We start from the raw sequence: 19,958 nt of genomic DNA on the forward strand, positions 1-19,958 counted from the left end.
GGCTGAGAACGTGCGCCCGGCGGGGTTCCCGGGGAGAGCCCTCAGGTGAGAAACGTCTTGAGCTCGTGGACGAGCTTGCGTATGTGACCGGAGATCACCGGCGTGCCGAGGTCCTTGAAGCGCTCCCGGAACCACGGGTTGACGCTGCCGCGGCCCGAGCTGGTAACGGAACCGACGGGGATGAACTTGGCGCCGGAGCGGTGGACGGCGGCCATGGACTCGAAGAGTTGCTCGGTCCGCCATTCGTAGAAGTCGGAGATCCACACCACCACGGTGTTGCGCGGTTCGGCGATCTTCGGCTGGGCCAGGGCCATGGCGACCGTGCCGTCGGTACCTCCGCCGAGGTTGGTGCGCAGCAGGGTCTCGAAGGGGTCGTGCACCCAGGGCGTGAGGTCGAGTGCCTGGGTGTCGTAGGCGATCAGGTGGACGTCGACCTTCGGCAGCCCGGCGAAGATCGAGGCGAGGATGGTGCAGTTGACCATCGAGTCGACCATGGAGCCGGACTGGTCCACGACCACGACGAGCCGCTGCGGCGTCGTCTTGCGGACGGTGTGCCGGTAGTAGAGGCGGTCGACGTACAGCCGCTCCTCCTCCGGGCTCCAGTTGGTGAGGTTCTTCCAGATCGTGCGGTCGAGGTCCAGGTTGCGGAAGACGCGCTTCGGCGGCACGGAGCGGTCCAGGGCACCGACCGTGGCCTTTGCCACCTGGGTCCGCAGCACCTCGGCGACCTCGTCGACGAAGCGGCGGATCAGGGCCTTGGCATTGGCCAGCGCGACACCGGACAGATTGTTCTTGTCGCGCAGGAGCTGCTCGATCAGCGACATGCTCGGGGTGAGCTGTGAGGCGAGCTGCGGGTCGGCCAGGACTTCACGCAGACGCATCCGTCCCACGAGGTCGGCCTCGATGGCGGCGAGTTCCGGGCCGATCGCGGGAATCAGTGTGCCGAGGTCCGGTGTCGCGCCGTGGACGGAGCCGCTGCCCCGGCCGGTCGCGACACCGCCGGCGCGACCGCCGCGCAGCTCGCCGGGTCGGCAGCCGAGCGCGCGTTCCAGCCAGCCCGCGTCGGCCTGCCAGCGCGAGAGCTGTCCGGCGGTGACCGTGCCGGATCCGGACGAGAACACGTTGAGCAGCACCTTCGACACCAGTGCGGCGCGCCGGACTTCGGCGGCCCGGTCACGGCCGGCGGTTCCGCCCTCTTCGGCGGTGTCCGCCTCGGGGCCGGAACCGGACCCTGCTGCGGCCCCGGTCTCCCGCGCGGCCCCCGGCGCGGGTGAGGCGTCCGGCCCGGGCACGGTCTCGGGGGCGGACGCGGGTGAGGACCCGGAGCCGGCGCCGCGATCCGTCAGTGCGCCGGTCCCCGTACCGGATCGGTCAACGGGCCCGGCTCCCGAAGGGGGCTGGGACCCGGTCCCCGTGCCGGACCGTTCGCCGCCCCCGCTTCCGGGCCCGGCGGCGGGCCGGGGCACCATCAGACCTTCGAACTCGGCGGCCAGCTCGGAGTGGCGCTGCACGACGGAGTCCACGGACACCTGCGGATCCAGCAGCGCGGGCGGCAGCCCGATGGCCTCGACGACGGCGAGGCCGGCCGATTCCAGCGACGGCTGCTCCTCGTGGTCGAACAGCCGGGCGAGGAGTCGCCAGTACAGGACCTGGCGGCGGTTGTCGTGGGAGTCGGCCTCCGCGTGGCGGTCCGTCTGCTCCCGTTCGGTCGTCTGCTCGCTCATTTCCGCAGCAGCCTCCCCGCCCGCTCCCGGAGCACCATCACGGCGTCGGTGGCGGCCTTCTCGGCCTTGACGCCGGCCTTGTCGCCCGTGCCGCCGGCCCATCCCCCGCCGTGCACCGCCACAGCCTTCTTCCGCACCGTCGTCTCGACGGCGAGCGGCTGGACGGTGAACGTGCCGGCGTCCCACCGGAGCAGTCCTATGCAGGCGCCGGACGCCTCGACGGCCTCCGGCGTCAGGGGCCCCGCGGTCGGAACGCGGTCGGCGTCGACGGCCACAGGACGTCCTGCGACATCGAACAGGAGCACGCCGCTCTCCTTGCGTACGGTGTAGCCCTCCAGGAACACCGGCTCGGCGATGCGCGCCGGGTGTCGGTCCAGCGGTGCGACCGTCGGAGCCGTGGCCGCGGCCAGGGCGACTCGGGCCGTGGCGAACGCGTCGGCGGGCGCACCCGGCCGGGCCTGCTCGTCGTTCCAGATCAGGTCGCCCTCGGCGGTGACCGGCATGCCGGACAACTCCATCGAGCGGCCCTCGCTCACGGCGGCCAGCAGCGCCATGTGCGGCCGGAGCAGCTGCCAGACGCCGGCCTCCACGACCGTGTCCGGCTTCGGCACCGAGACAGCGGCGCGCACCAGCCGCGGCGTGGTGCCGTCCGCAGGCTCGAACACCGCGTGGACCTGGGCCTGCGCGGCCGTCGCGTGCTCGTGCACGTCGACGCCGAGCGGCAGCAGCCGGCCGGTGGCCGTGCCGGGCGCGGACGCCTCGGTGGCGCCGGGCAGCGTCAGGAGCATCGCCCGCGACCAGAGGTCGGCCCAGCGGCGCACCGGCATCCGTTCCAGCGACGCGCCCGGGCAGGAGGCGGCGAGCTCGGCGGCGAAGCCGTCCAGGAGGGTCGCCTGCCGGCGCAGTGCCGGGTCGGGGAGCATCGCCGAGACCACCTGGGCCGCCCCGGAGACCAGTTCGTGGTCGATGCCCTGCCATCCGGCGCGCGCCAGGTCACAGAGCCAGGAGCGGGCGGCGGCCGACAGGTTCGCCGTCTGCCGCTCCGCGGGCACGGGTGCCGGCGCGGTCTCCTCCGGGCGCGAACGGCCCGCCGCCTCGTCGACCCTGGTCATGAGCGCGTCGTGGACGGAGCCGAGCAGCGCCGCACGGGCCGCGGCGAGTGCGACGAAGTGCCCCTCGCCGGCGGCCCCGGCCGCTGCCTTCTCCGCCGCCTCGGCGGCCCTGGCGGCCAGCGGCGTGCCGGCCACGGCGTCGGCGAGTTCGGACAGGCCCGCGGCCTGTGCGGGCCGGGGACGGAGCAGACCACCGACGAGCGCGCCGTCGAAGGCGTCGACGGCGGCCAGGGCCTCGTCGAGTCCGTCGACCGGGTCGGTGAGCAGAGCGGTGCGCATCACGCCACCGCCCTGGCCTGCGGGAACCACTGCATCTCGGGCAACGGCGCGGTGGTCGGGTCGAGTTCGAGGTAGGCCAGCTGGCGCAGGAACCGGCTGAACACGGGAGCGGCCGTCTTCGTCGCCGCCGGTGCGGGGCGGGCGCCGGTCATGGCGTTGGTGACGGAGGCCGCCGTCGGCTCCTCGCCCCCCGTCTCGACGCGCAGATAGCGCGCGACGCGCTCGGCGCCGTACTGCAGGACGGCCTCGCCGACCAAGGACCGGATGTGGTTGCAGAACGCCCCGCGGGCACCGCCGCAGGGCCGGTTGTTGTTGGTGCTGCAGGCGAACGCGTACGCGCCCGCCTCGACCGACGACACATAGACCCGCTCGATGTCCGAGCCGCTGGACACCACGCCCTGCAGGCGTCCGTCGGCCAGCTCGACGAACGGGACCTTGGCGAGCTTTCGCGCTCGCGCGGGCGCCACCACGCGGGCCGCGCTCCGCTTCTCCCAGTCGGACAACGCACCATCTCCTTTGCACAGCACGGGAAGTCCTGCCGGAAGGCGGCCCGGCGGGACACGACCGAACTTAGCGGCGCACACTGACAACGCCGATCTTGAGCCGAGGGCGCGGATCGCCGGGCCGCCGCCCGCGCGGCGGCGTTCCCCGAAGGCCGAACGGCGCGGGGAGGAGCGGCCGGACCGGGGAGGGCCGTGCACTCGGTGCGCCCGGCCGGGCACCCTGGGTGACGCGCTCCGGACCGCGGACACCGCTCGCGGTGCAGAGCGGGCCCAGGCTCTCTAGCCTCGAAGCAGTAGAAGACGCGCAGCACCGTACAACTCGGATAGAGCGCTCCGGTACGCCCGCCCGTCCGAACCCGGAGGTGGCCCCCATGCCCGAGCTCTTCATCGGCGGCACCTGGACCGCCGCGGCCGGCGGGCGGAAGCGGGAGATCCGCTGTCCGGCCGACGGCGCACTGGTGGCGTCCGTCGACGAGGCCGGACCGGAGGACGCATCCGCTGCTGTGGCCGCCGCCCGCGACGCCTACGACAGCGGGCCGTGGCCCCGGACCCCGGCCGCCGAACGCGGCGAGCTGCTGCTGCGCACCGCCGACCTGCTGGAGCGCGACAAGGCCGAGTTCGCGCGTGCCGAGTCGCTGGACACCGGCAAGCGGCTGGTGGAGAGCGCGTACGACATGGACGACGTCGCCAAGTGCTTCCGCTGGTTCGGCCATCTCGTGGCGGCGGGCGGTCACGACCGCGTCGTCGACACCGCTCCGCCGGACGTCGACAGCCGTGTGGTCCATGAACCCGTCGGGGTCTGTTCGCTGATCACTCCCTGGAACTACCCGTTGCTCCAGACGTCCTGGAAGGTCGCTCCGGCCCTCGGCGCGGGCAACACGTTCGTCCTCAAGCCGAGTGAACTGACCCCGCACACCGCGGTGATGCTGATGCGGCGGCTCACCGAGGCGGGGCTGCCCGAAGGGGCGGCCAACCTGGTGCTGGGCGCGGGCGGCGTCGTCGGTGTCCCGCTCACCGAGGATCCCAGGGTCGACATGGTGTCGTTCACGGGCGGCCTGGTCACCGGCCGCCGCATCATGGCGGCCGCCGCGCCCACGGTGAAGAAGGTGGCACTCGAACTCGGCGGCAAGAACCCGAACGTCGTGTTCTCGGACGCCGCCTTCGAGGCGGCCGTGGACTACGCGGCGACGGCCGTGTTCCTGCACTCCGGCCAGGTCTGCTCGGCCGGGGCACGGCTGCTGGTGCAGGAGGAGCTGCACGACGCGTTCGTCGCTGAGGTCGTCGAGCAGGCGGAGTCCATCAGGCTCGGCGGCCCGTTCGACGAGAACGCCCGCGCGGGCCCGCTGATCTCCGCCGAGCACCTGGAGAAGGTCGAGGCGTACGTCGAGGCCGGTCTCGCCGAGGGCGCGGTCCTGCGCTGCGGCGGTTCCCGGCCGGGGGACCCGGAACTCGCCGACGGCTTCTACTACCTGCCGACGGTGCTGGACGAATGCACTCCCGACATGACGGTGGTGCGCGACGAGTCGTTCGGCCCGGTGCTGACCGTGGAGCGCTTCCGCGACGAGGAGGAGGCGGTGGCCCTCGCCAACGACACGGTGTACGGGCTCGCGGGGGCCGTCTGGACCGGGGACCCGGCGCGGGCCGACCGAGTGGCTTCGCGGATGCGCGCCGGCACGGTGTGGATCAACGACTTCCATCCGTACGTCCCGCAGGCGGAGTGGGGCGGGATGAAGCAGTCCGGCTTCGGCCGTGAACTCGGCCCGGCCGGACTGGCCGAGTACCTCGAGGCCAAGCACATCTGGCGCAATCTGTCACCGAGCCCACAGAGGTGGTTCGCATGACGGCGGACACGGGACGGGCACCTTACGCGAAGGACCCGTCGGGCTCGGGCTCCGGCCACCACGAGGACGACTCCTCGCTGACGGAACTGGGGTACAGGCCGGAACTCAAACGCACCCTCGGCAACTTCCACACGTTCGCCGCCGGAATCAGCTACATCTCGATCCTCACCGGCACCTTCCAGCTGTTCTACTTCGGTGTGGCCTTCGGCGGCCCGGCCTACTGGTGGTCCTGGCCGATGGTGTTCGTCGGGCAGCTCATGGTGGCGCTGTGCTTCTGCGAGCTGGCGGCGCGCTATCCCGTCGCCGGCTCCGTCTACAACTGGGCCAAGAAGATGGGCGGTCCGCACGTCGGCTGGCTCGGCGGCTGGATGATGATGACGGCGACCATGGTGACGCTGGCCGCCGTGGCGCTGGCGTACCAGATCACGCTGCCCAGGATCGATCCCTGGTTCCAGTTCGTGGGCGACGGGACCGGATCCTCGGCGGCGGCCAACGCCGTCCTGCTCGGGACGGTCCTCATCGTCTTCTCCACCCTCGTCAACGCCTTCGGCGTGCAGCTGATGGCGCGCATCAACTCCGCCGGCGTCTTCATCGAACTCATCGCCGCAGTCGCGCTGATCATCTTCCTCGCGGTGCACATCACCCGTGGCCCCTCCACGGTCCTCACCGAGACGTACGGGCTGGGCAAGGACCATCCTTGGGGCTACTTCGGGGCGTTCCTCACCGCGTCGCTCGCGTCCGCCTACGTGATGTACGGATTCGACACGGCGTCCTCGCTGGGCGAGGAGTCCCACGCCCCCCGGCGGAACTGCCCGCGCGCCATCCTCCGCGCACTGGTCGCGTCCTTCCTCATCGGCGGGCTGATCCTGCTGTTCGCGCTGATGGCCGTGCCCGACCTGTTCGCGAAGCAACTGTCCACCGAGGGGTTGCAGTACGTGGTGCTGGTGACGCTGGGACCGACGATCGGCGAGGTCTTCCTGTGGTGCGTCGTCGTCGCGATCACCGTGTGCGTACTGGCCGTGCACGCCGCCGGGATCCGGCTGATGTTCGCGATGGCGCGGGACAACAACCTGCCGGCCGGGTCGCGGCTCGCGCGGGTCAGCCCGCGGTTCCAGACACCCGTGGTGCCGGCCGTCGTCATCGGCCTCGTGGGCGTCGTCATCCTGGTGATCAACATCAACCAGCCGCAGATCTTCTCCGTGATCACCAGCATCGCGATCATCATGATCTACATCGCCTATCTGCTGGTCACGACACCGATGCTGATCCAGCGGCTGCGCGGCGAGTGGAAGCCCGCCGAAGGCGGCTTCTCGCTCGGCAGGTTCGGACTGCCCGTCAACATCCTCGCGGTCCTGTGGGGTGCGGCGATGTCACTGAACCTGGCCTGGCCGCGAGCCGAGGTCTACAACGCCACCGGACCGCAGCACTGGTACCTGCGCTGGGGCGCCTTCCTGTTCATCGGCGTCGTCGCCCTCGGCGGGTTCGCGTACTACTGGTTCGTCCAGCGCCACAGGACGGGTGTGCTCGCCGAGCACGCGTCCGAGTCCGCGCCGACCGGTGGTCCGGCGACGGCTCCCTGACGAGCCCGGAGGCACGACCGCCAGGTCGTACGCGCTCCCGAAGGTGCGTACACGCCTCCGACGGCTCCCCGACGACCTGGAGATGCCATGGCCTCACCCACGTCCGCACCGGAGTTCGACCATGTCGTCGTGGGAGGCGGTACCGCCGGCGCCGTCGTCGCCGCGCGGCTCAGCGAGGACCCGGACGTCAGCGTCTGCCTGCTGGAGGCCGGTCCCTCGGACGTGGACGACGACGACATCCTCGTGCTGGAGCGGTGGATGGCCCTGCTGGAGTCGGGTTACGACTGGGACTACCCGGTCGAACCGCAGGTGAACGGCAACAGCTTCCTCCGCCACGCCCGGGCGAGGGTCCTCGGCGGCTGCTCGTCGCACAACTCCTGCATCGCGTTCTGGGCGCCCGCGGAGGATCTGGACGGATGGGCCGCGGCGGGCTGCACCGGCTGGAGCGCGGCGGACTGCTTCCCGCTCTACCGGCGGCTGGAGAACAACGACGCGCCCGGCGACCACCACGGCCGTTCAGGCCCGGTGCGGTTGCGGACGGTGCCCCCGAGGGACCCGTGCGGTCGCGCCCTGCTGGAGGCCTGTGCCGAGGCGGGCATCCCGACGACCCCGTTCAACACCGGTACGACGGTGGTTCGGGGCGCCGACTGGTTCCAGATAAACGCCCGCCCGGACGGCACCCGTTCGTCCGCGTCGGTGTCGTACCTGCATCCGGTGCTCGGCAGACGGCCGAATCTGGAGGTGCGGACCGGGGTACGGGCGAGGCGTCTGCTGTTCTCGGGCGACGGCCGCTGCACGGGTGCCGAGTACCTGGAGCCGGACGTCGTCCACACCTCGGCGGTGACCGCCCGCGGTGAGGTGATCGTGTCGTGCGGGGCGATCGACTCGCCCAAGCTGCTGATGCTGTCGGGCATCGGCCCGGGCGGGCACCTGCGTGACGTCGGGGTCGACGTACGGGTGGACGCCCCGGGCGTCGGCTCCCATCTGCAGGACCACCCGGAGGGCGTGATCATGTGGGAGGCGAAGCAACCCATGGTCACCACGTCCACCCAGTGGTGGGAGATCGGCATCTTCGCCGACACCGTGCCCGGCCTGGACCGGCCGGACCTGATGTTCCACTACGGCTCCGTGCCCTTCGACCTGAACACCTACCGTCAGGGCTATCCCACGTCGGACAACGCGTTCTCGCTGACCCCCAACGTCACCCAGGCCCGGTCGCGGGGCACGGTACGCCTGCGCAGCCGGGACTTCCGGGACAAGCCGATGGTCGACCCCCGGTACTTCACGCACGAGCACGACATCCGTGTGATGACGTACGGGCTGCGACTGGCGCGGGACATCGTCTCCCGGGCGCCGATGACGGACTGGGCCGGCGCGGAACTCGCACCGGGGCCCGGCTGCACGAGCGACGACGAGCTGTTCGCCTATGTGCGCGACACCCACAACACTGTCTACCACCCGGCGGGAACGGTGCGGATGGGGGCCGACGACGACCCGGACTCCCCCCTCGACGCGCGTCTGCGGGTCAAGGGCGTACGGGGTCTGCGGGTCGCCGACGCCTCGGTGATGCCGCTGCTCACGACGGTCAACCCCTGCATCACGACCATGATGATCGGCGAGAAGTGCGCCGACATGGTCAAGGCCGATGCGGCGGGAAGCGGCTGATGGGGCTCCCGCACCACGCGAGACCGGGCAACGCCTGCCGCGCGCACTTCACCGGGCGGCAGGCGTTGGAACGGCGTGTGCGGGGCCCCGGCCCGCGGCCGCACGGTCCCGGGCCGGGGCTCAGGAGTCAGTGCCGGCCGCCGCCACCGCCGCGGTCACCACCGCCACCGCCACGGTCACCACCGTGGTCGCCGTTGCCGCCGCGGCCGTTGTCGCCACGGCCGTTGTCGTGGTCGCCGCCCCAGCCGTGGTCGCCGTAGTCGTCGTACCCGCCGTGTCCATAGTCGCAGTAGTCGTAGTGATATCCGTCGTCCCAGCAGTCGCCGGAATAGGAACTCGCCGCGTTGGCGACTCCCGCTCCTCCCAGCGACAGGGCCAGAGCCGCGATCAGCCCGGCGAACAGACGAAATGCCCTTGAAGTCCTGGCTCGCATGATCAGATCCCTTCCCGGCGACTGCCGCAGGGCGCGGCGGCGTCAGGCCACGGCACGCGCGCACCGGCGGGGCCGGTGACGCGATCACGAGGGGCCCGGCGCATCGGCCTTGGGTGAGGCGGCAGTTGCCGCGGCGGGGCGGTTGTGCCGTCCGCGCGGCCGGCTCGCCGTGCTCGGACGGATCGGTGCCCGCATGGAACGGCGCCGGCCGGGGCGCGCCGGTACGCGACGCGGCGCTGCCGCCGGGCGGCCCTGCCGGCCGTCGACCGGGATGTCGAGGTTCCTGCCCGTCTCCTGTGGTCTCACCGGAATGGCCGGACCGACCGAGAAACGGACATTTAATTGCATTTAGAACAAACTAGACACGCGTCGGGAGGGATGTCAACCGCTGGCGACCGGCCGGTCAACACCCGTCGGCGAGCGAGGCCCACCCGTTCGAACGGATCGACTCCGACAGGTTCGGCCCGCAGGCGGACCCTCCCCTCGGAAAGACGGGGGCGCGGCAACGAACGCGCGCCTCAACCGGGCAAACCAGGTCAACACGACACGATGCGCCATCTTGGCCGAAACGGTGCCATCCACGCCGAGGCCGAAGGCCGGATTCCGCGTGAACCGGACACAAGGCGGCGCGCCGACCGAGATCCCATTCGGCTGGATCGGCACACCGAATCCAACTTTCCCGTGAAGCCCCCGTGAACCGGGCTTCATATCCCGTTCCGAACACACCTCTGACCACTCCGAACGGTCTCCATAAACCCTTGCCGACCGAGATCCCCCAATGACCGAAAGGGTGCCTTGGCCCTGCGTATAACCGCCAACGAGACTCGCATTGGCACTCATGCATCAGGAGCCACAAGCGCACGCGCATGCTGACGGCCCTGCGAGACAGATATCGCACGGGGTGTGTGACGGGGGATCATCACGGGAGTGCGCCACGCGCAGTTGACGCATGCGCGCATCCGCCCTGCTTCCTCTCCTCATCTCTTGGTGCGCGAAGGGAATGGAGGGGGAATGCCGACGCACATGGGTTATCCCGGCGTATACATCGAAGAACTCCCCAGCAGCGTCCGCACCATCGCCTCGGTCACCACTTCGGTGACCGCGTTCGTGGGCCGCACCCGCCGGGGTCCGCTCAACCGACCGGTGCGCGTCACCAGCTTCGCGGAATTCGAGCGCCGATTCGGCGGACTCACCTCGCGCAGCGCCGTCGGCTACGCGGTGCACCAGTTCTTCGGAAACGGCGGGGCGGTCGCGGTGATCGTCCGCGTGGCCAAGGCCGGCACCGGCGAGGAGGCCTGCGTCACGCTCGAGTCCACCGAGGGGCACAGCGCGTGCCCGGTGCTCGAGGTGCACGCCAAGGAGCCCGGGCTCTGGGGCTCGGGGCTGCGGATCGCCGTCGACCAGGACACACCGTCGCCGGACCGCACGTTCAACCTGCACGTCCTCGACGCGCGCGGCGGGGCCCGCGAGTCCTTCACCGGGCTCTCCATGGACTCCGGACACGGGCGCTTCGTCGAGACGGTGGTCAACGCCGGATCCGCGCTGGTCCGCGTCCGGGCGCTGGACGAGGACCGGCCCGACCCCTCCGGCACCGTCTCCAAGCCGTTCGCCGCCGAACTGCCCGCCCTGGGCGTCGAACTGAAGGTCAAGATCGGCGACGTGGAGCGTGCGTTCACGCTGTTCGAACCCGACCACGACGGTGAGCCGCCGGCCGACGTGACCGAACTCGCCCTGCTGCTGGAGCGCAAACTGCGGTCCCTGCCCGACGCACCGGGGCGGCACGCCTTCGCCGGGGCGGAGGTCACCGCCTTCGGACGGCGCCTCCAGGTCGTCGCCGGCTCCCTCGACCCCGACGACGTGGTGCGCTTCGTCGGCGAGTGCGCCAACGACCTGGGACTGGAAGCCTCCGTCAACCCGCCGGTGTTCGCGCTGCGGGGCGGCAAGGACGGCGATCCGCCGGGGCCGCGCGACCTCATGGGCAGTGAGGCCCGGAAGACCGGCCTCCAGGCCCTGCGGGACGTGGACGACGTCAACCTGCTGTCGCTGCCGGAGCTTTCGGCGTACGAGTCGGCCGAGGACATGGTCACCGTCTTGTGCGCGGCCGAGCAGCTCTGCCGGGAGCGGCGGATCTTCCTGCTCGTGGACGCGCCCTCGGCGTGGGGCGGCGTGGACTCGGCACGGGCCGGGATCGGCGCGTTCGACGCCGTGCGCAGCGACCACGCGGTGCTCTACTTCCCGCATCTGCAGCTCACCGACCCGCTCACGGGCCGGCTGCGCGCCTTCCCGCCCTCGGGCGCCGTCGCGGGCGTGATGGCGCGTACGGACGCGGAGCGCGGCGCGTGGAAGGCGCCGGCGGGGACCGAGGCGCGGCTGGCCGGGGTGCGCTCGCTCACGGTCAGGCTCACCGACCGCGAGAACGGGCTGCTCAACCCGCTGGGCGTGAACTGCCTGCGGACCTTCCCCGTCGTCGGCCCGCTGGTGTGGGGCGCCCGCACCCTGGCGGGCGCCGACCCGCTCGACAGCGAGTGGGACGTGCCGGTGCGCCGGCTGGCGCTGCACGTCGAGGAGAGCCTCCACCGAGGACTGCAGTGGGTCGTCTTCGAGCCCAACGACGAGCAGCTGTGGCAGCAGATCCGGCTGGAGGCGTCGGCCTATCTCAACGACCTGTTCCGGCAGGGCGCGTTCAAGGGCGGCACGCCTCGCGAGGCGTACTTCGTCAAATGTGACAAGGACACCACCACCGAAGCCGACATCGAACGCGGCGTGGTCAATGTGGTGGTCGGGATCGCTCCGGTCAGGCCCGCCGAGTTCGTCGTGGTGAAGATCCAGCAGATGGCCGGTCAGTTCGACCTTTCCTAACCCCGCGCATTCACGGAAAAGGAACACGAAGGAAACCGATGGCTGAGTTCCAGGTAAACGCCCATCGCTTCGACCCGTGCAAGAATTTCAAGTTCCTGGTCCTCTGGGACGGTCGAACGGTCGCGGGCATCAGCAAGATCAGTCCTCTCAAGCGCACCACCGAAGTCGTCAAGCACCGGCACGGCGGCGACCCCAGTTCGCCCCGCAAGTCGCCGGGCCGCTCGGAATTCGAGGGGGTGACGCTCGAACGCGGTGTCACCCACGACCCGGAATTCGACCGCTGGGCCAACAAGGTGTGGCAGGTAGGCGCCGGGCTGGGCTCCGAGGTGTCCCTGCGGGACTTCCGCAAGGACATCATCATCCAGGTCCTCAACGAGGCCGGGCAGGTCGCCGTCTCGCACAAGCTGTACCGGGCCTGGGTGAGCGAGTACCAGGTGCTCGGCGAGCTGGACGCCAACGCGAACGCCGTCGCCATCCAGAGCGTCAAGCTCGAGTGCGAGGGCTGGGAACGCGACTACGAGGTGGAGGAGCCGGTCGAGCCCTGCCCAACGTCTGACCGCGGGAGGCTTCCGGCGGCAGTGTGGAGGACGCGGGGAGCCTCGGGCGGAGTCTGCGGAGGATTCCGGCGGTACGCGGAAGGACCTCCGGAGATCCCCGGCCCCGTGGGCCGGGGACGGCCCCGCAGGGCGCAGACCTCCGGCAGGTCCCGGGGGAGGGCTCCCGACGGACTTCCGGCGCGAACGGCTCCGCCCCGTCCGGTGGTTGTGCACCGGACGGGGCGGAGTGGTGTCGGGGGCCCGGGACGTCCCCGCGCGGGGACGCCCCCGCTCCCCGGGGTCAGCCGAGGGTCGCGAGCGCCTGGTTGAGGGTTTGCGACGGGCGCATGACCGCCGACGCCTTGGCGACGTCCGGCTGGTAGTAGCCGCCGATGTCGGCCGGCGAGCCCTGCACGGCGATCAGCTCGTCGACGATCGTCGCCTCCTGCTCGGTCAGCGTCTTGGCGAGCCCGGCGAACGCCTCCGCCAGCTGGGCGTCGTCGGTCTGCTTCGCCAGCTCCTGGGCCCAGTACAGGGCCAGGTAGAAGTGGCTGCCGCGGTTGTCGATGCCACCGAGGCGGCGGCTCGGCGACTTGTTCTCGTTGAGGAAGGTGCCGGTCGCGCGGTCGAGCGTGTCGGCCAGGATCCGCGCACGGGCGTTGTCCGTGGTGGTGGCGAGGTGCTCGAAGCTGACCGCGAGCGCCAGGAACTCGCCCAGGCTGTCCCAGCGGAGGTAGTTCTCCTTGACGAGCTGCTGGACGTGCTTCGGCGCGGAGCCGCCGGCGCCGGTCTCGAACAGTCCGCCGCCGTTCATCAGCGGGACGACCGACAGCATCTTGGCGCTGGTGCCCAGCTCCAGGATCGGGAACAGGTCGGTCAGGTAGTCGCGCAGCACGTTGCCGGTGACCGAGATGGTGTTCTCGCCGCGGCGGATGCGCTCCAGGGAGAAGCGGATCGCGTCGACCGGGGCCATGATCTCGATCTGCAGGCCCTCGGTGTCGTGCTCGGGGAGGTACTGCCGGACCTTCTCGATCAGCCGGGCGTCGTGCGCACGGCCCTCGTCGAGCCAGAAGACGGCCGGGTCGCCGGTGGCGCGGGCCCGGGTGACGGCGAGCTTGACCCAGTCCCTGATCGGCGCGTCCTTGGTCTGGCACATGCGGAAGATGTCGCCGGCGCTGACGGTCTGCTCGATCACGGCGTTGCCGTCGGTGTCGACGACGCGGACGGTGCCGGTGGTCGCGATCTCGAAGGTCTTGTCGTGGCTTCCGTACTCCTCGGCCTTCTGCGCCATGAGGCCGACGTTCGGGACGGAGCCCATCGTCGCCGGGTCGAAGGCGCCGTTGGCACGGCAGTCGTCGATGACGACCTGGTAGATGCCCGCGTAGCTGCTGTCCGGGATGACGGCGAGGGTGTCGGCCTCCTGGCCGTCCGGGCCCCACATGTGGCCGGAGGTGCGGATCATCGCCGGCATGGAGGCGTCGACGATGACGTCGCTCGGCACGTGCAGGTTGGTGATGCCGCGGTCGGAGTCGACCATCGCGAGGGCGGGGCCCTCGGCGAGCTCGGCCTCGAAGGACGACTTGATCGCGTCGCCCTCGGGCAGCGACTCGAGGCCCTTGAGAATGCCGCCGAGACCGTCGTTCGGGGTCAGGCCGGCCGCGGCGAGGGTCTCACCGTGCTCGGCGAAGGTCTTCGGGAAGAAGGCCCGTACGACGTGGCCGAAGATGATCGGGTCGGAGACCTTCATCATCGTGGCCTTGAGGTGGACGGAGAACAGGACGCCCTCGGCCTTGGCGCGGGCGACCTGCTCGCCGAGGAACTCGCGCAGGACGGCCACGCGCATCACGGACGCGTCCACGACCTCGCCGGCGAGCACAGGGACCGACTCGCGCAGCACGGTGGTGCTGCCGTCGTCGCCCACGAGCTCGATGCGGAGGGTGCCGGCCTCGGCGACGACGGCGGACTTCTCGGTGGAGCGGAAGTCGTCGCCGGTCATGTGGACGACATTGGTCTTGGACTCCGGGGTCCAGGCGCCCATGCGGTGCGGGTGCGCCTTGGCGTAGTTCTTCACCGAGGCGGGGGCGCGGCGGTCGGAGTTGCCCTCGCGCAGCACCGGGTTGACGGCGCTGCCCTTGACCTTGTCGTAGCGGGCGCGGATGTCGCGCTCCTCGTCGGTCTTCGGGTCGTCCGGGTAGGCCGGCAGCGCGTAGCCCTGCTCCTGGAGCTCGGCGACGGCCGCCTTCAGCTGCGGGATCGAGGCCGAGATGTTCGGCAGCTTGATGATGTTGGCGCCGGGGGTCTTGGCCAGTTCACCGAGCTCGGCAAGGGCGTCGTCGATCCGCTGGCCCTCCTCCAGGTACTCGGGGAACTGGGAGATGATCCGCCCCGCCAGCGAGATGTCCCGGGTCTCCACGGCGACTCCGGCCGTCGAGGCGTACGCCTGGATCACCGGCAGGAACGAGTACGTCGCCAGGGCCGGGGCCTCGTCAGTGTGTGTGTAGATGATGGTCGAGTCACTCACCGGGTGCTCCGCTCTCCACGTCTGCAACATTGCTCGACATCAAGATATCTCGGTGCCGCTCCCCTCTCGACAGTGGCCTGCCCCACAGGCGGCGGAAAACCGCCGGCCCGCGGTCTCACGGTGTGTGACCGGCGAGAACGAGGGGCAGGGACTGCTCGGACCAGACGGTCTTCCCCTCCCTGGTGTAGCGGCTGCCCCAGCGGCGCGAGAGCTGGGCGACGAGGTAGAGGCCGCGGCCGCCCTCCTCCGACGTCCGGGCCCGGCGCATCCTGGGCTGGGTGTTGCTCGGGTCGGAGACCTCGCAGGTCAGAGCGTCCGTCCGGAGCAGCCGCAGGCGTACGGGACCGCCGGCGTAGCGGATGGCGTTGGTGACGAGTTCGCTGGCGATCAGCTCCGTGGTGAAGCCCAGCTCGTCGAGGTCCCACCGGGTCAGCTGCTCCAGGACCAGATGGCGCGCGTCCGCGACGACCGCGGGGTCGGCGTCGAGCAGCCAGGTGGCGGTGGAGCCGGCGGGCACCTCGCGGGTACGGGCCAGCAGCAGCGTGACGTCGTCCTTCAGCCGGCCCGGCGGCAGGTCGGCCACGATGTCGTGGCGGGCGTGCCGCAGCGGCCGCTCCAGCACCTCCGCACGTGTCAGCCGGTCCGCCAGGTCCCGCATGCCCTCGTCGATGTCGCCCTCCCCCCGTTCGATCAGTCCGTCGGTGTAGAGGGCGAGGACACTGCCCGGCTCCAGGTCGCGCTCGGCGGCCTCGAAGGGCCAGCCGCCGACACCCAGCGGCGGGCCGGGGCTCAGATCGATCCAGTCCACGGTGCCGTCCGGGGCGACGACCGCCGGCGGCGGATGCCCCGCGCTCGCCATGACGCACTGCCGGGCCACCGGGTCGTAGACGGCGTACAGGCAGGTGGCGCCGGCCGGGCCGCCCGGGAGGGGGATGCCCGTGTCGCCGTTGCCCGGCTCCTCGCTCTCGGCCTCGGCGGCGACCTGAAGGACCAGGTCGTCCAGGTGCGCCAGCAGCTCCTCGGGTTCCAGATCGAGGTCGGCGAGCGCCCGCACGGCACTGCGCAGCCGTCCCATCATGGCCGTGGCGTGCAGTCCGTGACCGGCCACGTCCCCGACGACCAGGGCGACACGGGCCGAGGACAGCGGGATGACGTCGAACCAGTCCCCGCCGACCCCGCTGTCCGCGTCGGCCGGGAGATAGGCGCCGGCGGCCTCCAGCGCGGGCCGTTCGCAGGTCGCGGGCGGCAGCAGGCTGCGCTGGAGGCCCACGGCCGTGCGGCGTTCCTTCGTGTAGCGGCGCGCGTTGTCCACCGCGAGCGCGGCCCGGGAGGCGATCTCCTCCAGCAGGGCCAGATCGTCCAGGTCCAGGGTCGGGCGGTGCCCGGTGCGCCAGACCAGGAGCCGGCCGAACATGATGCCGCGGGCGCGCAGCGGCGCGGCCATCGCCGAGTGGGCGCCGGGCGCGGCGGCGATCCACTCCGGCGCACCGCCCGGAGGCGCCGGGGCGTCCCGGCCGAGGCCGGTGACCAGCACGCCGTGGCTGTTGCCGGCGGGGGCCCCGGGGCCGCGCCCCTCGGGATCGTCGATCGGTTCGGCGTGCGCCGTGCCCGTACGGGGCGCGCCGGCCTCCGCCCCCGCTACGGCCATCCGCAGCAGCACGAGTGCGTGCCGGCCGTCCGCGGGCGGCTCGCCGCCCGTCAGCACGGTCTCCGCGAGGTCCACGGCCGCGCAGTCCCCGAGCGTGGGCGCCAGAACCCCTGCCAGGTCCTCGACGGTGCGCATGACGGACAGGGATCCGCTCAGGGCCTCCGTGGCGCGGTAGAGGAGCTCCAGCCGGCCGCGGGCCCGCTGGTGGTCGGTGACGTCCGTGAAGACCGTCGCCACGCCCATCGCCCGGCCGTCTGGCTCCAGCAGCCGGAACGCCGAGAACGACAGCTCCCGGCCGGCCCGGGGGTCGGCAAGGGTGCGCACGGCGGTGCTGAAGCCGATCAGCGGGTTCCCGGTGCGCAGGACGTCGCCCAACTGCGCTTCGATGGCCTCGGCGTCCTCGGCGCGGAGGAAGTCCGCCAGGCGCCGGCCGCCCATGTCGACGGGCACGCCGGTGTAGGGCAGCAGATGGGAGTTGGTCCGCAGCAGCCGGAGTCCGGCGTCGAAGAGGGCGAGTCCCACCCGGCCCTGCAGGAACAGCTCCCTGGTGAGCGCGCGGTCCTGCCGCCACCGCACGAGCGCGTCGGCCGGCGCGCCGACGACCAGGAAGCGTGCCGCGCCCTCGCCGCGGCCCTCGTCGAGGGGCAGCACGCCGAAGCCGACGTCCAGATCGTGCCCGGAGCCGTGCCGGAGCGTCACCCGGCCCTCCCAGCCCGCCGGTGGATCCGGGGCGCCGGGCTCCCGGCGGCCGGTGGGCGCCGCGCCGCCCTCGTCAGGCGGGTCGGTCGCGTCAGGCAGGTCGGTCGCGTCAGGCGCGTCGGTCGCGTCAGGCGCGTCGGTCGCGTCCGGTGCCCGCCCGCCGCGCCACCTCGCGACCAGGGCCTCCCAGCCGGACGCGTCCGCGAGCAGCTCCCGTACGGGCCTCCCGCAGACGTCGGCGGACCGCCGGCCGAGCAGCTCCTCGGCGGCCGGGGTCAGGGCGACGACGGTACCGGCGCCGTCCAGTACCGCCGCGGCGGTGCCGGCGGCGGCGAAGAGGTGGTCGTCGCGGTCGGTCCCCGTGGCGTCCGCACGGGCGTCGTCCACCCGCCGTGCCGGTCGTTCTCCCGGGTCTCCCGGGCGGGCGGGGGGCCACATGTCCGGGAACGACGCCGGAGTCACCGCGCCGCCCGCCGCGGGGAGCGTCTGGCCAGCAGCACAGCCACGTCGTCGCGCGCAGCCGAGGGCAGCAGCCGGGCGAGGACGCGGTCGCAGGTGTCCTCCAGGGGCCGGTCGACATACCGCAGCGCGATGGCCAGTTCCCGCATGCCCTCGTCCAGGTCCCTGCCGCGGGCCTCGATCAGCCCGTCCGTGTAGAGCACGAGCAGGGCGCCCGGTTCCAGCGGCACCCGCTCCGCCCGGAACTCCGCGCAGCCGGTGCCGAGGGGAGTGCCGGGAGAGCCGTCCAGGAAGTCGACCGCGCCGTCCGGTGCGACCACGGCCGGGGGCGGATGGCCCGCCCGGGCGATCAGGCAGTCCCCGGACACCGGGTCGTGGACCGCGTAGACGCAGGTGGCCATCTCGTTCTCGCCGAGATCGGCCACGGCCGCGTCCAGGGAGTGGAGCATTCCGGCCGGTGGGACGTGGTGCCTGGCCAGGGTCCGCACCACCGTGCGCAGCTGTCCCATGACGGCGGCCGCGTGGATGCCGTGCCCCATGACGTCGCCGATGACGAGTCCGGTCCTGCCGTCGGGCAGGGCGATCACGTCGAACCAGTCGCCGCCGACCTCGTGGCAGCTGGCGGGCAGGTACCGCCCCGTGAGCTCGAGCCCGGTCACCTCCGGCAGCGCGGCGATCGACAGGCTGCGCTGGAGGGTGAGCGCCGCTTCACGCTGGCCGGTGTACATGCGGGCGTTGTCGATGTTGAGAGCGGCCCGCGCGACGAGTTCGTCGATCAGCACCTTGTCCAGCTCGTCGAACGGCTCGCGGTCGCGCATGCGGGTGAGCACCACCGCGCCGAGGGCCCTGCCCCGGGCGACCAGCGGCACCAGGCGCGCGCAGCGGATCCGGCTGCCGAGGTAGTCGCGCAGCCGCCCGTCCCCTGGGCCGGTCCCGGGGAACAGGGTGGGCAGGTCGCTGCGGAACAGGTCCATGGGCCGGCCGTCGGCGATGACCCGCTCGTAGACCGATCCGAGCGGGACCTGGTAGGTGGTGCCCGCCACGAGCGTCGCCGTGGGGGCTCCGGCCTCGGGGAACGAGGCGGCCATCCGGCGCACCATGCCCTTGCCGGACTCCGCGGCCTCGTCGGGGCCGAGCACTTCCTCCAGCAGCTGGACGTCGGCGGAGTCGGCGATCTCCGGCACCAGCATCTGCACCACTTCCTCCGCGGTCCGGCGCAGGTCCAGGGTGGTGCCGATCCGGGCGCCGGCGTCGGCCAGCAGCGCGAACCGCCCTTCGGCCCGGCGGGCCTGGGACCGGGCCTCCTCCTGGTCGCTGATGTCGATCAGCGAGGCGATCAGCCCCAGCCGCCGGCCGGTGATGTCGAGGAGCGGCGCGAAGGAGCAGGACCACATGCGGTCCCGGCCGGGCTCGGCGGGGGTGCGGCCGGTGCCCCGTACGTCGACCATCGCCTCGCCCCGCTGCAGGACCTCCCGCATCAGCGACTCGAGGACCTCGACGTTGACCCCGGGCACGACCTCGGTGGGCCGCTTGCCGAGGTGGCCGGCCGCGGGCACGCCGTTCATGCGGGCCAGTGCGTCGTTCACACGCTGATAGCGCAGGTCGGGGCCGAGCATGGCGAGTCCGATGGGCGACTGGGTGAACAGGCCCTCCATGGCCGCGAGGGAGTCCCGCATCCGCAGGACGGCGGAGGTCTCCACGGCGATCGCCATGACCCCGGTCTCCCCCTGCGGGTCCGCCGAGGGGCAGATCCACATCTCCATCGCCACGAAGTGGCCGTCCCGATGGCGAACGGGCAGGGTGCCGACCACCGTCTCCCCGGCGAGGACGCGCCGGGAGAGCTGCTCGGCCAGCTCCCAGTTGCCTTCGGGCACGAGTGTCCGCCTGACGTCGCGGCCGAGCAGGTCCTCCGGAAGGTGGCCGAGGACGTCCTGGGCGGCCAGGGACCACTCGAGGATGCGTCCGCCCGCGTCGGTCCGCCAGAGCGCGACAGGCAGCAGATCGCGCAGCACACCGGCGTACCCGACCACCGTCAGGGGCTGGTCGGGCAGCTTGCTCATCGGCTCGTGAATGTCCACGCAACCGCCTCACCCCGGGGC

Annotated in this window: 11 protein-coding genes and 1 pseudogene; 5 read left to right on the top strand and 7 right to left on the bottom strand. The window is 72.0% G+C overall.

What is annotated here, in order from left to right; translation table 11 throughout:
• Positions 1-41: 41 nt before the first annotated feature.
• Genes BLT82_RS06955 through BLT82_RS06965 form a run of 3 tightly spaced genes read right to left on the bottom strand, consistent with a single transcriptional unit; the run spans position 42 to position 3,618 of the window.
• Positions 42-1,724, bottom strand: coding sequence for a vWA domain-containing protein (locus BLT82_RS06955; RefSeq protein WP_093652951.1), 1,683 nt, complete (start codon positions 1,722-1,724; stop codon positions 42-44).
• On the bottom strand, positions 1,721-3,145 hold the full coding sequence (locus BLT82_RS06960) for a hypothetical protein (RefSeq protein WP_093652952.1): 1,425 nt from the start codon (positions 3,143-3,145) through the stop codon (positions 1,721-1,723). The genes BLT82_RS06955 and BLT82_RS06960 overlap by 4 nt, the downstream gene beginning before the upstream one ends.
• The gene (locus tag BLT82_RS06965) at positions 3,115-3,618 is read right to left on the bottom strand and encodes a hypothetical protein (RefSeq protein ID WP_244291866.1); all 504 of its coding nucleotides are present in this window, start codon (positions 3,616-3,618) and stop codon (positions 3,115-3,117) included. The genes BLT82_RS06960 and BLT82_RS06965 overlap by 31 nt, the downstream gene beginning before the upstream one ends.
• A gap of 371 nt (positions 3,619-3,989) precedes the next feature.
• Here BLT82_RS06965 and BLT82_RS06970 point away from each other — a divergent pair, with 371 nt between their 5' ends.
• From BLT82_RS06970 to BLT82_RS06980, 3 genes are all read left to right on the top strand, one after another.
• Complete coding sequence (locus tag BLT82_RS06970; protein ID WP_093652953.1) at positions 3,990-5,459, top strand: aldehyde dehydrogenase family protein; 1,470 nt, start codon at positions 3,990-3,992, stop codon at positions 5,457-5,459.
• On the top strand, positions 5,456-7,039 hold the full coding sequence (locus BLT82_RS06975; protein WP_093652954.1) for an APC family permease: 1,584 nt from the start codon (positions 5,456-5,458) through the stop codon (positions 7,037-7,039). The genes BLT82_RS06970 and BLT82_RS06975 overlap by 4 nt, the downstream gene beginning before the upstream one ends.
• Before the next feature lie 87 nt (positions 7,040-7,126).
• Positions 7,127-8,704, top strand: coding sequence for a GMC family oxidoreductase (locus BLT82_RS06980; RefSeq protein WP_093652955.1), 1,578 nt, complete (start codon positions 7,127-7,129; stop codon positions 8,702-8,704).
• A gap of 127 nt (positions 8,705-8,831) precedes the next feature.
• Here BLT82_RS06980 and BLT82_RS37560 read toward each other — a convergent pair whose 3' ends face one another.
• Positions 8,832-9,137, bottom strand: coding sequence for a hypothetical protein (locus BLT82_RS37560; protein ID WP_093652956.1), 306 nt, complete (start codon positions 9,135-9,137; stop codon positions 8,832-8,834).
• Between the two features lie 1,011 nt (positions 9,138-10,148).
• Between BLT82_RS37560 and BLT82_RS06990 the strand changes: the two genes are divergently transcribed.
• Together BLT82_RS06990 and BLT82_RS38655 are read left to right on the top strand one after the other, a co-directional pair.
• On the top strand, positions 10,149-11,996 hold the full coding sequence (locus BLT82_RS06990) for a phage tail sheath family protein (protein ID WP_093652957.1): 1,848 nt from the start codon (positions 10,149-10,151) through the stop codon (positions 11,994-11,996).
• A gap of 38 nt (positions 11,997-12,034) precedes the next feature.
• Positions 12,035-12,538, top strand: a pseudogene (locus tag BLT82_RS38655) (phage tail protein); the annotation flags it as partial.
• 295 nt (positions 12,539-12,833) lie between these two features.
• Here the strand turns inward: BLT82_RS38655 and BLT82_RS07000 are convergent.
• The 3 genes from BLT82_RS07000 to BLT82_RS07010 all read right to left on the bottom strand — a co-directional run bounded on the left by BLT82_RS07000 (position 12,834) and on the right by BLT82_RS07010 (position 19,937).
• Positions 12,834-15,053, bottom strand: a complete 2,220-nt coding sequence (locus BLT82_RS07000) for an NADP-dependent isocitrate dehydrogenase (protein WP_093652958.1) — start codon at positions 15,051-15,053, stop codon at positions 12,834-12,836.
• Positions 15,054-15,168: 115 nt separating this feature from the next.
• Positions 15,169-17,787 (bottom strand): SpoIIE family protein phosphatase, encoded by a 2,619-nt coding sequence (locus BLT82_RS07005; protein ID WP_244291868.1) that lies wholly within the window; start codon positions 17,785-17,787, stop codon positions 15,169-15,171.
• Between the two features lie 71 nt (positions 17,788-17,858).
• Positions 17,859-19,937 (bottom strand): SpoIIE family protein phosphatase, encoded by a 2,079-nt coding sequence (locus BLT82_RS07010; RefSeq protein ID WP_093652960.1) that lies wholly within the window; start codon positions 19,935-19,937, stop codon positions 17,859-17,861.
• Between the last annotated feature and the right edge of the window lie 21 nt (positions 19,938-19,958).

This window comes from Streptomyces wuyuanensis (assembly GCF_900103455.1).
Classification (GTDB): domain Bacteria; phylum Actinomycetota; class Actinomycetes; order Streptomycetales; family Streptomycetaceae; genus Streptomyces; species Streptomyces wuyuanensis.